At 71.5% G+C, this 11,269-nt stretch carries 9 protein-coding genes; 2 read left to right on the top strand and 7 right to left on the bottom strand.

Annotated elements, in window-relative coordinates; genetic code table 11:
* Positions 1-47: 47 nt before the first annotated feature.
* Genes ABZ939_RS00365 through ABZ939_RS00350 form a run of 4 tightly spaced genes read right to left on the bottom strand, consistent with a single transcriptional unit; the run spans position 48 to position 3,548 of the window.
* On the bottom strand, positions 48-539 hold the full coding sequence (locus ABZ939_RS00365; RefSeq protein ID WP_361846934.1) for a GNAT family N-acetyltransferase: 492 nt from the start codon (positions 537-539) through the stop codon (positions 48-50).
* The gene (locus ABZ939_RS00360; protein ID WP_361846931.1) at positions 536-2,032 is read right to left on the bottom strand and encodes a tripartite tricarboxylate transporter permease; all 1,497 of its coding nucleotides are present in this window, start codon (positions 2,030-2,032) and stop codon (positions 536-538) included. The genes ABZ939_RS00365 and ABZ939_RS00360 overlap by 4 nt, the downstream gene beginning before the upstream one ends.
* Positions 2,033-2,034: 2 nt before the next feature.
* Positions 2,035-2,568 carry a tripartite tricarboxylate transporter TctB family protein gene (locus ABZ939_RS00355; RefSeq protein ID WP_361846928.1) on the bottom strand — a complete coding sequence of 178 codons (534 nt, stop codon included), beginning with the start codon at positions 2,566-2,568 and terminating at the stop codon, positions 2,035-2,037.
* On the bottom strand, positions 2,565-3,548 hold the full coding sequence (locus tag ABZ939_RS00350; RefSeq protein ID WP_361846925.1) for a tripartite tricarboxylate transporter substrate binding protein: 984 nt from the start codon (positions 3,546-3,548) through the stop codon (positions 2,565-2,567). Before ABZ939_RS00350 ends, ABZ939_RS00355 begins: the two co-directional genes overlap by 4 nt.
* Before the next feature lie 124 nt (positions 3,549-3,672).
* On the opposite strand from ABZ939_RS00350, the gene ABZ939_RS00345 reads away from it, so the two are divergent.
* Entirely contained in the window at positions 3,673-4,341 is a 669-nt protein-coding gene (locus tag ABZ939_RS00345; RefSeq protein ID WP_361846922.1) for a response regulator, read from the top strand.
* A gap of 247 nt (positions 4,342-4,588) precedes the next feature.
* Positions 4,589-5,587 (top strand): lytic polysaccharide monooxygenase, encoded by a 999-nt coding sequence (locus ABZ939_RS00340; protein WP_361846919.1) that lies wholly within the window; start codon positions 4,589-4,591, stop codon positions 5,585-5,587.
* A gap of 16 nt (positions 5,588-5,603) precedes the next feature.
* On the opposite strand, the gene ABZ939_RS00335 is transcribed toward ABZ939_RS00340, so the two are convergent.
* The 3 genes from ABZ939_RS00335 to ABZ939_RS00325 all read right to left on the bottom strand — a co-directional run bounded on the left by ABZ939_RS00335 (position 5,604) and on the right by ABZ939_RS00325 (position 11,162).
* On the bottom strand, positions 5,604-6,464 hold the full coding sequence (locus ABZ939_RS00335) for an alpha/beta fold hydrolase (RefSeq protein ID WP_361846916.1): 861 nt from the start codon (positions 6,462-6,464) through the stop codon (positions 5,604-5,606).
* A gap of 193 nt (positions 6,465-6,657) precedes the next feature.
* Entirely contained in the window at positions 6,658-7,617 is a 960-nt protein-coding gene (locus tag ABZ939_RS00330) for a hypothetical protein (RefSeq protein WP_361846913.1), read from the bottom strand.
* A complete protein-coding gene (locus ABZ939_RS00325; protein ID WP_361846911.1) occupies positions 7,614-11,162 on the bottom strand; it encodes a DNA polymerase III subunit alpha in 3,549 nt (1,182 codons plus the stop codon). Before ABZ939_RS00325 ends, ABZ939_RS00330 begins: the two co-directional genes overlap by 4 nt.
* Positions 11,163-11,269 lie beyond the last annotated feature (107 nt).

The raw sequence follows: 11,269 nt of genomic DNA, 5'->3' as shown, positions 1-11,269 counted from the left end.
GTGTCGTCCGCAAGGGATATCGGATCAAGCCGCCGACTGTCCGAAACTCACCCTATCGGCGGCGAGTTGAGAAGCTTGCGGTAATGAATACGGTCGTACGGTCCGTCCATCCGCCGCTCGACGACCTCGTAGCCGTAGCGCTCGTACAGCTTCTGGTTCTCCCACATCATCGCGTTGGTGAGCAGCCGGACCTCGGGGAGACCGAGCTCGCGTGCGCGGGATTCCACGAAGGCCAGCAGGCGGCGGCCGAGCCCCGTGCCCTGGGCGTCGGGGTGCACGGCGATGTTGTCGAGATAGAGGTGGTCGGCCTCGGTCCTGAGGACCACGAGGCCGACCACCGGGTCGCCGGCGACGAACACCCTCCCCGCGGCCACGTCCGCCGCGTGGTCCGCCTCCATCGGGGCCGGCACGAGACCGATCCGTTCGATGTAGTGGTGGTAGGCCGCGTCGGTCACGGCCTTCACCCGGAGGACGTCGGGGGTCAGGGCGAGGGGGTCCCCCCACGCCGCAGGGCGTAGGGGGCGGATGTCCTGTGTCATGCCGACACGTTACGACGGCGGACGATCACCTTCTTAAGCAGCGGCCAGGCCAGCAGGATCGCGATCACGGTGTAGACCGTCACCGAGAAGGGCGTGTTCACCAGGCCGGCCAGCGAGCCGTCGCTGATCTGCAGGGCGCGGCGCAGCTGCTGTTCGGCGGCCGGGCCGAGGATGACGCCGATGACGGCGGGCAGCACCGGGAGGCCGTAGCGGCGCATACCGAAGCCGATCAGGCCGATGATCAGCAGGAGGATCAGGTCCAGCGCCTCGCCGCCCACCGCGTACGCGCCGACGGCGGCGAAGAAGAGGATGCCGGCGTAGAGGTACGGGCGCGGGATGCGCAGAAGCTTGGCCCAGACCGGGGCGAGCGGCAGGTTGAGCGCGAGCAGCAGGACCATGCCGACGAAGAGCGAGGCGATCAGGCCCCAGACCAGGTCGGGTTCGCGTTCGAAGAGCAGCGGCCCGGGCTGGATGCCGTACTGCTGGAAGGCCGCGAGCATGACGGCGGCGACGGCCGTCGTCGGCAGGCCCAGGGTGAGCATGGAGACGAGCGTGCCGGCGGCGGAGGCGGAGGCGGCGGACTCGGGTCCGGCGACGCCTTCGATGGCGCCCTTGCCGAACTGGTCCTTGTGCTTGGAGAGCCGCTTCTCGGTGACGTACGACAGGAAGGTCGGGATCTCCGCGCCGCCGGCCGGGATCGCGCCGAACGGGAAGCCGATGACGGGGCCGCGCAGCCAGGACTTCCAGGTGCGCCGCACGTCGTCCTTGCCCAGCCACGGACGTCCGACCGGGATGGCCTCGCCGGCGCTCCGGCGCAGATGGGCGGCGACCCACAGGGCCTCGCCGATGGCGAAGAGGCCGACCGCGACGATCACGACGTCGATGCCGTCGGCGAGCTGGAGCGAGCCGAAGGTGAGGCGCTGCTGGCCGGTCATCTGGTCGAGGCCGACCAGGCCGAGGGTGAGGCCGATGAGGAGTGAGGCGAGCCCGCGGATGCGGGAGGAGCCGAGGACGGAGGTCACCGCGATGAACGCGAGGACCATGATGGCGAAGTAGTCGGGCGCGCCGATGTCGACGGCGAGCGCGGCGACGGTCGGGGCGAGCGCGACGAGCAGGAGCGTGCCGATCATGCCGCCGGCGAAGTGGCCGATGGCGGCGGCCGCGAGCGCCTGTGCGCCGCGGCCGGCCTTGGCCATGGGGTTGCCCTCCATGGCGGCGACGACGGCCGCGCTCTCACCGGGGGTGTTGAGCAGGATCGAGGTGGTGGAGCCGCCGAACATGGCTCCGTAGTAGATACCGGCGAACATGATGAAGGCGCCGGTCGGTTCGAGTCCGTACGTCACCGGCAGCAGCAGCGCGACCGCCATGGCGGGACCGATGCCGGGCAGAACGCCGATGGCGGTGCCGAGGAGCACGCCGATGGCCGCCCAGAGCAGGTTCATCGGGGTCAGGGCGGTGCCGAAACCGTCGATCAGGGAGTTCAGTGAGTCCATGGTCAGAGCACTCCCATCAGCGGGCCGCCGGGCAGCGGAACTCCGAGCAGGTTGTTGAAGACGACATAGGTGAGGAGGGAGAGTCCGGCGGCGATCAGCGGATCGCGGTGGAGGTGGCGGCTGCCGAGGGCGTAGGCCGCGCCCCAGAAGAGCAGGGCTCCGGCGACGGGGAAGCCGACCGGTCCGATGAGGACGGCGAAGGCGAGGAAGACTCCGGCGAGGAGCAGGACCGTGCGCCAGTCGCTCGGTTCGGAGAGGTCGATGTCCTCGCCGCCCTCGGACTCGCCGCGGCCGCCGCGCAGGACGTCGATCGCGAGAAGGACGGCGACGACGAGGAGACCTGCGCCGACGACGACCGGGACGGTCTTGGGGCCGACGGGGCCGCGCTGGGCGATGTCGACGGTCATGGTGAGGGCGTCGGTGAGGACGAGGACACCGATGAGGAGCAGCAGGGCGCTGACCCCGAGTTCGGAGTGCTCCCGCAGCCATGACTTCTTCGCTGTCGGTGTGGTCGTGGTCGTGGTCGTGGTCGTCACAGTCCCAGCTCCTTCAGAACCGAGCCGACCCGCTTGTCCTGCTCGGTGAGGAAGGCGCCGAACTCCTCGCCGGGCAGGAAGGCGTCGTTCCAGTTGTTCTTCTTCAGCGACTCGCGCCACTGCGGGGAGTCGTGCAGCTTCGTCACCAGGCCGACGAGCTTCTCGCGCTCGGCGTCGGAGAGGCCGGGCGGGGCGACGATCCCGCGCCAGTTGATGAACTCGGTGTGGAGTCCGGCCTCGCGCAGGGTGGGGGCGTCCAGGCCGGGGACCCGCTCGGCGCCGGTGACGGCGAGGAGCCGCAGCTCACCGGAGTTGATCTGGTCGAGGTACTCGCCGACGCCCGAGACGCCGAAGGCGACCTTGTTGCCGAGGATGGAGGCGAGGAGTTCGCCGCCGCCGTCGAAGGGGATGTAGTTGACGCTCTTCGGCGCGATGCCGGCGGCCTGGGCCATCAGCATGGGGGCGAGGTGGTCGGGTCCGCCGGGCGAGGAGCCGCCGCCGACGGGCAGCTTGCCGGGGTCCTTCTTCCAGGCGGCGAGCAGGTCCTGGATGGTCTTGTACGGGGAGTTCTTGCCGACCACGACGATGTCCTGCTCCATGGTGAGCCGGGCGATCGGGGTGGTGTCGGCGAGGGTCTTCGGGGTCTTGTTGGTGTGGACCGCTCCGACGACGCCGAGACCCATGGACATCGCGACCCGGCCGTTGCCGTGCTCGCCGACGAGCCGGGTCAGGCCGACGGTGCCGCCGGCGCCGGGCAGGTTGAAGACCTCGATGTCGGTGGTGAGACCGGCGTCCTCGGCGTTCTTGGCCGCGGTGCGGGCGGTGATGTCGTACCCGCCGCCGGGTGTGTTGGGGACCATGAACCGCAGTCCCGGTATCTGTGTGCCGGTGTCGGAGCCGCTGCCGGTGGAGAGCAGGGGCGGCCCCACCAACACCAGCAGCGCGGCCCCGAGCAGGGCGAGGGGGGTGCGCAGACGCACGTGTGCCGCCTCTCGATAGGGATGATGTGAAGTGGCCCACATGTTGCCTGCGCGTTAAGAAGCTGTCTCTCTTCCGCAATCAACGGACGTTGTGGTCCTTGTGGTCGCGACCTAGCGTGTCGACGTGACAAAGGTGCTGGTGGTGGACGACGACTTCATGGTCGCCAAGCTGCACAGCCGTTATGTGTCGACTGTGGACGGTTTCTCCGTCGTCGGGGTCGCGCACAGCGGCGCGGAGGCGCTGCGCCTGGCAGACCGGCTGCGCCCGGATCTGGTGCTGCTCGACATCTTCCTGCCCGACATGGACGGGATCAGCGTGCTGCGCGAGCTGCGCGGGACCGGTCTCGCCGTCGACGCCCTGTTCATCACGGCGGCGCGGGACGCCGGCATGATCCGCTCGGCACTCCGGGCGGGGGCGCTGCACTATCTGATCAAGCCCTTCAACCAGGCCGCCCTGCAGGAGCAGCTGCGGCACGTGGCCTCACTGCGCACGCGCCTGGACACCTTGGACGAGGCCCGCCAGGAGGACGTGGACCAGATCTTCGGCACCCGCCCGCCGGGCTCGCGCGAACTCCCGAAGGGCCTCGCCGCGCCCACGGCGGAGCTGGTGGACGGCATCCTGCGGGCGCACCCGGAGGGCCTGTCGGCGACGGAGTGCGCGGAGGCGGGCTCCCTGTCCCGGGTGAGCGCCCGGCGCTATCTGGAGTACTTCGCGGAGACGGGCCGCGCGGAGATCACACTGCGGTACGGCGGGACGGGGCGCCCGGAGCGGCGCTACCGGCGGCTGGGGTAGGGCGCCCCCGTCCCAGGGCCGGTTCGACGACGAATCCGGCGATCCGCGATGTCCAGCGGCCCTGCCGGAAGTCGGTGGCGTCCAGGCCGTCGGCGGCTTCGGGGCCTGTTCCTCAGGCACCTCTTACCTCCGCCTTAAAGGCATCCTAAGGATCGCCGTCTCCCCCTCTCCACCGGCTTTTTCGCGGCTTCCGGCGGCTAGCTTGCAGGGCAACCCCACGCATCCCCCCTCGAAGGAGTTGCCCACCATGACTGTTCGCCGTACGGCCGCCACCGTTCTCACTCTCGGAATCGCGCCGCTCGCGCTCGCCGGGCTGGCCGCCGCGCCGGCCGTCGCGCACGGGTCGATGACGGATCCGGTGAGCCGGGTCTCGGCCTGTTACGCGGAGGGGCCGGAGAGCCCGAAGTCGGCGGCGTGCAAGGCGGCGGTGGCGGCGAGCGGGACGCAGGCGTTCTACGACTGGAACGCGGTGAACATCGCCAACGCCGCGGGGAAGCACCGCGAGCTGATCCCGGACGGCAAGCTGTGCAGCGCCGGCAACGACAAGTACCGGGGGCTCGACCTGGCCCGCGGTGACTGGCCGGCCGGCAAGCTGAACTCCGGTGCGCACACCTTCCGTTACAAGGGGACCGCCCCGCACAAGGGCTCCTTCGAGCTGTACGTCACCAAGGACGGCTACGACCCGTCGAAGCCGCTGAAGTGGTCGGACCTGGAGGCGAAGCCGTTCGCGACGGTGACCGACCCGCGGATGGAGAACGGCGACTACGTCTTCGACGGGACCGTGCCGAACAAGTCCGGCCGCCACCTGATCTACTCGATCTGGCAGCGTTCCGACTCCCCCGAGGCGTTCTACACCTGCTCCGACGTCGTCTTCGGGAAGGACAGCGCCGGTACGGCGGCCCCGACGGCGTCCGCGCCGACCGACGAGGAGATCAAGGACGGGGAGGACAAGTCCTCCGTCGAGCACGGCGGGCACGGCGACGACAAGGCCGACACCGGGGCGAAGGAGACGGCGGCCGCACCGGCCGCCACGACGGCGCCCGCGCCCGCGTCCTCGGAGCCGGCCGCGCCCAACGAGCCCGCCGCCGCCGGTTCCGGTTCGGGCGAGAGCCTCGCCGAGACCGGAGGCGACGCCGCGACCCCGTACATCGCGGTCGGCGGCGCCGCCGTCCTGGCGCTCGGTGCGTCGGTGCTGTTCGCGGCCGTTCGCCGCAGGTCGGTGCCCGCGGGCCGGCACAGCCGCTGACCCGTGCCCCCTGGCGTCAGCCGATCACGGACGCGCAGGTGGTCGGGGTCGCGTGAGCCGGATCGAGGGCGTTGGTCACCTCGTGGAACGTGATCCGGTCCACCGTCCCGATCGCCACGTGCTCCGAGAGGTCCAGGGCGCACTTGTCCTGGATGACGACGTTGGTGACGTTCGGACCGTCGAGGAACCCCGAGCGGTACGGGGTGACGACCTCGTCGTACTTGGTCGCGATGACCGTGTACGTGACACCCGGGACCGTGTCCCCGCCCTCGTTCAGCTTGGTGATGAACGGGGAGCCGGCCACCTGGTCGGCGAGTCCCGGGGTCTTCTCGTCGACGAACTTCTCGACGCCGGGGAAGTACGGCAGGAGCTTGGTGAGGCCGAGGAGGGTCGTGCCGTGGTTGTCGGGGGCGATCCCGACGAGCGCGTTGACCTTCTCGGCCCCGCCGAGGAACTTCAGGTAGTAGCGGGGCATCATGCCGCCCTGCGAGTGCCCGACGAGGTCGGCCTCGGCCGCCCCGGTGGCGGCGAGGACCTTGTCCACGTAGGCGTCGAGCTGCTCGGCCGACTTGTCGACCGGGCCGAGTCCGTGGAAGAAGGGCACGCTCGGCAGCTGGCCGTAGTCGAGCGAGAAGACGCAGTAGCCACGGTTGACCAGGTAGGGCGCGAGGGCCAGCCAGTTGTCCACGGAGTTGCCGAAGGTGCCGTGGACGAGGACGACCGGGCGCGGGTGGGCGGCGGAGGGCTTGCAGGAGAAGTCGTTCCAGCCCCGGCTGGGGGCGGTGTCGGCCTGGGCGGAAGCCGTGGGGGCGAGGGTGGCGGCGGCGGTCAGCAGCAGGACCGAGAGGGCTCTGAGCGCGTGTTTCCAGGGCAGCATCGTGCGATCTCCTTGCGGCTCAAGGGAAATCTGTGTCGAACGACGGCAGTAAGCCCTGCGGCCCGGACCACAAGTGGGGATGCTCTGCTTCCAGCCAAGCTACGCACGGGTAGCCTCGACTGGGAAGTTACGTGCCGGTAAAAAGTGACTCCTCGTCAATAAGGAGTACGCCACCTGGAGTACGGGGCGAATGTCAGGCCGCCAGCGAGCCCGGCACGATCGCCCCCGGGCCGAACTTCTCCCGCGCCCGGTCCGCCACCGCTTCGATCCGGCGGGCCTTCTCGTCCGCGGGATCGAAGGTCAGCTGATGCGCGGCCCCCTCCGCGGGCGCGAGCCCCTCCATCCGCAGCGCGATGCCCCGCACCCGGGCCCGCTGCAGCCCGAACGAGGCATGGATCGCGTACGCGAGAGCGGTGAGCGCCGCCGAGTGGGCGGTCGGCTCGGGCAGCGTGCGGGTACGGGTGGTGGTGGACCGGTCCGCGTACCGCACGGTCACCGTCAGGGAACGGCACACCTGCTTCTCCGCACGCATCCGGGCACCCAGCTCCCCGGCGAGCGCGAGCAGCGCCCTGCGATGCGCCGAGTGGTCCAACTCGTCCTGGGCAAAGGACTGTTCGGCCGCCATCGAGCGGGAGAGCGCGTTCGGTACGACGGCGGTGCGGTCGATCCCCCGTGCCCGCTCCACCAGTTCACGGCCGGCCTTCGCACCGACGAGCCGCTGGAGCACGGCGAGCGGCGCGTCCGCGACCCGGCCGATGGAGTCGAGTCCGTACGCGCAGAGGGTACGGGCGGTGGCGCGGCCGACCCCGTCGAGCGCGACGACCGGGCGTTCCCGCAGGAAGGCTGCCGGATCCTCGACGACCAGGGTGGCGCCGGGGCGGGCCTCGCGGGCCGCCATCCGGGCCAGCATCGGGTTCGGGCCCGCCCCGATGACGCAGTCGACTCCGTACAGGGCGAGCGCCCTGACCCGTACCACCGAGGCCAGTTCGACCGGGCTCCAGCCGAAGTAGCGCAGCGCGCCGCGCACGTCGGCGAGCAGGGTGTCGGGCGGGGCGGCCTCGACGACCGGGGTGAACTCGCCGAGCAGAGCGACCAGTTGAGGGAGAAGCGTCTCCCACATGGGTTCCAGCCGGAACCGTACACAGAGGATCATCCCGCGCTCCCCGGACTCTGGTGCCACAGTTTCCGCGCAGGCGTCGCCGCGCCCTCGCCCGCCGGCTGGAGGTCCGCCCAGGGGTTCATCTCGTATCCCGTGGACATCCGGATCCGCCGCCCGCTGTCGGCCTTCTCGGGCTTCTCGGCCCCCTCGGGCTTCTCGGCACCCTCGGCCTTCTCGGCGCCCTCGGCCTTCTCGGCCTCAGCCGGAGCCGGCCGTTCGGCGAGCCGCTCCCCCACCGCCTCCAGGCCCCCGGCCGCCCGCAGTTCGACCAGCTCGGCGAGGTTCCAGGCCGCGGACCCGACCACACTGAGGCTGCGCGGGCCGCGCCGCTGCACCACGCCGCGGACGAGGAGCAGCCAGGAGTGGAAGACGGTGTGGGCGCAGGCCTCGTGGGAGTCGTCGAAGAAGGCGAGGTCGACCAGGCCCGTACCGTCGTCGAGCGTGGTGAAGATGACCCGCCTGCCGGAGCGGATCGGCGGGGTCTGGGTGGCCGCCTTGGCGCCCGCGACCAGCACGGTCTGCCCGTGCGGGGCCTCGCGCAGCCGCTTGGCGGAGACCACGCCGAGTTCGCGCAGGAAGGCGTGGTGGTCACCCATGAGATGGCGCGAGGCGTCCATGCCGAGGACACCCAGCTCGGCGCTGAGCCGCTCCGACTCGTCGAGGTCGGGCAGACCGATGGGGGCGGTCTTCCGGCCCTGGGCGAGCGGGAGTTGGCCGCCGTAGGAGGCGGCTCCACGCTGGGTGCGGTGGAGTTCGGTCAAGTGCAGAAGCAGGTCACGGCGGTTGGCGCCGAAGGCGTCCAACGCACCGACCTGCGCCAGTCGTTCGGCGACCGGCTTGCGCGGACGGGCCCGCTCCCAGAAGTCGAGCAGCGAGGCGTACGGCTGACCGGCCTCGATCCGCGCGCTCTCCGCCTCGCTGATGCCGTGGACGTCGGCGAGGGCGAGCCGCAGCCCCCACCGTTCCGGTGGACCGGACACCAGTTCGATTCGGTGAGTGGACGCGGACCGGTTCACGTCCAGCGGCAGCACCGGCACCCCGCGCCGCCGCGCGTCCGCGAGCAGCAGCCGCTTCGGGTACATCCCCGGGTCATGGGTGAGCAGTCCGGCGTAGAAGGCCGCCGGGTGGTGCGCCTTGAGCCAGGCCGACTGGTAGGTGGGGACGGCGAAGGCGACCGCGTGCGCCTTGCAGAAGCCGTACGAACCGAAGGCCTCCACGATCTCCCAGGTGCGGGCGACGACCTCGTGGTCGTACCCGCGCCGCTCCGCCTGCTGGGCGAACCAGACCTTGATCCGCCCCTGCGACTCGGGGTGCGAGAGCCCGCGCCGCACCTGGTCGGCCTCGCCCCGACCGCAGCCGGTCATGATCCGCACGATCTCGATGATCTGCTCGTGGAAGACGACGACACCGTAGGTCTCCTTCAGCGCCCCCTCCAGGTCCGGGTGCGGGTAGCGGACGGGGGCCCGGCCGTGGCGGGCCTCGATGAACGGACGGACCATGTCGGCGGCGACCGGCCCCGGCCGGAAGAGCGAGATGTCGACGACGAGGTCGTGGAAGGTGCTGGGCTGCAGCCGGCCGACCAGGTCCCGCTGGCCCGGCGACTCGATCTGGAAGCAGCCGAGGGTCTCGGTGGACTGGATGAGCCGGTACGTCGCGGGATCGGCGGGCGGGAGCGCGTCGATGTCCGGCCGCGTGCCGGTGACCCGCTCCACCTCCGCGACGGCATGGGCCATCGCGGACTGCATCCGCACCCCGAGGACGTCGAGTTTGAGCAGCCCCAGGTCCTCCACGTCCTCCTTGTCGAACTGGGCCATGGGGAATCCCTCGCCGCTGGTGGGCATGACGGGGGTACGAGTGAGCAGCGAGGCGTCCGAGAGCAGCACCCCGCACGGGTGCATGGCGATCCCGCGCGGCAGCGCGTCGAGGGCTTCGACCAGCTCCCAGAGCTTGCCGTACTTCTGTTTCTCGCCGGCGAGTTCGCGCAGCTCGGGCAGTTCGTCGAGGGCGGCGAGCGCGTCCCGGGCCCGGATGTGGGGGAACGCCTTGGCGATCCGGTCGATCTCGGCCGGGTCCAGGGACAGGGCGGCGCCCACGTCCCGTACCGCGTGACGGACCCGGTAGGTCTCGGGCATGGCGACGGTGGCGACCCGCTCGGTGCCGAAGCGGTCCATGATCGCGCGGTAGACCTCCAGGCGGCGGGCGGACTCCACGTCGATGTCGATGTCGGGGAGTGCGGTGCGGTTCTTGGAGAGGAAGCGCTCCATCAGGAGTCCGTGCTCGACCGGGTCGGCGTGCGCGATGCCGAGGAGGTGGTTGACGAGCGAGCCGGCGCCGGAGCCGCGCGCGGCGACCCTGATCCCCATGCCCTTCACGTCGTCGACGACCTGGGCGACCGTCAGGAAGTAGGTGGCGAAGCCGTGGTGGGCGATGATGTCGAGCTCGCGGTGCATCCGGTCCCAGTACGCGCGCCGGTCGGGACGGCGGTCGTACCCCCGCAGCACCATGCCGGCGGAGGCCCGGGAGGCCAGCACCCGCTGGGCGGTGCGGTGCGCGGCGCCCACGAGGTACGGCTCGGGGAAGTGGGCGGAGCCCATGCCGAGGTCGTCCTGGGGGTCGACCACGCAGTCGGCGGCGGCCGAGAGGGTCTGGTCGAGCAGCCGGTGTGCGGCGTCCCGTCGGAAGCCCGCCGCCTCGACGATCCGCTCGGCGGTGGCCAGCATGTCGCCGGCGTCCTTGAGCCAGGCCTCGCCGCTGTCGAGCTCCTTGCGGGGGTCGACGGGGACCAGGCGGCGGGCGGAGTCGAGGACGTCGGCGACGGGGCCCTGGCCGGGGTCCGCGTAGCGGACGGCGTTGGTGAGGACGGGGCGGACGCCCTGCTCGGCGGCGAGCCCGACGGTACGGGCGGCGAGCCGGAGCGAGCCGGGGCCGACCCCGGAGCGGCCGTGGTGGACGGCCTCCAGACGCAGGGCGTCGCCGTACCGCTCGCGCCAGGGGACGAGGAGACGGGCGGCCCGGTCGGGGCGGCCGGCGGCGAGGGCCCGGCCGACGTCGGACGCGGGGCCGAGCAGCACGGTCAGGTCGTCGCCGTGGTTGGCGTCCCAGGGCAGCACGGCCTGTTCGCCCTCCGCGTGGGCGGCGCTGATCATCCGGCAGAGCGCGGCCCAGCCGGCCGCGGAGCGGGCGAGGAAGACGACGCGGTGCGCGGACTCGTCGACGAAGGCGCCGCCCCGGACGGGCACGCGCCGTGCGGAGGTCCCGGACCCGTTCACGGCGTACCCGCGCCCACCGTCGGCGTCCCGCCCGCGCTCCGCCGGCGGGGGCGGGGTCTCGATCGCGAGGTTCACGCCGAACAGGGGACGCACCCCCTCCTCCGCGCAGGCCTTCGCGAAGCGGACCACGCCCGCGACCGTGTCCCGGTCCGTGAGGGCGAGGGCGTCCATGCCCCGCTCGGCTGCGCGCCTGGCCAGCCGGTCGGGGTGCGAGGCGCCGTAGCGCAGGGAGAAACCCGATGCGGTGTGCAGATGCGCGAACCCCGGCATGTGCACCTCCCGCATAGATTCGTACGTATGTTCCCACCCCCTCTTTCTCACCCTAACCCATTTCGAACGCGCGTACGATACGCCGCGCGCATCATCCGTTCGGCCCC

The sequence above is a fragment of the Streptomyces sp. NPDC046712 genome, assembly GCF_040645695.1.
GTDB lineage: Bacteria > Actinomycetota > Actinomycetes > Streptomycetales > Streptomycetaceae > Streptomyces.
Note: the sequence above shows the minus strand (reverse complement) of the source record. Positions and strands in the feature narration are given on the sequence as shown.

What these genes read in the sequence shown, in the direction of transcription:
- ABZ939_RS00365 (WP_361846934.1), bottom strand. Translation starts at nt 539, where the DNA reads ATGACACAGGACATCCGCCCCCTACGCCCTGCGGCGTGGGGGGACCCC.
- ABZ939_RS00360 (WP_361846931.1), bottom strand. Translation starts at nt 2,032, where the DNA reads ATGGACTCACTGAACTCCCTGATCGACGGTTTCGGCACCGCCCTGACC.
- ABZ939_RS00340 (WP_361846919.1), top strand. Translation starts at nt 4,589, where the DNA reads ATGACTGTTCGCCGTACGGCCGCCACCGTTCTCACTCTCGGAATCGCG.
- ABZ939_RS00335 (WP_361846916.1), bottom strand. Translation starts at nt 6,464, where the DNA reads ATGCTGCCCTGGAAACACGCGCTCAGAGCCCTCTCGGTCCTGCTGCTG.
- ABZ939_RS00330 (WP_361846913.1), bottom strand. Translation starts at nt 7,617, where the DNA reads ATGATCCTCTGTGTACGGTTCCGGCTGGAACCCATGTGGGAGACGCTT.
- ABZ939_RS00325 (WP_361846911.1), bottom strand. Translation starts at nt 11,162, where the DNA reads ATGCCGGGGTTCGCGCATCTGCACACCGCATCGGGTTTCTCCCTGCGC.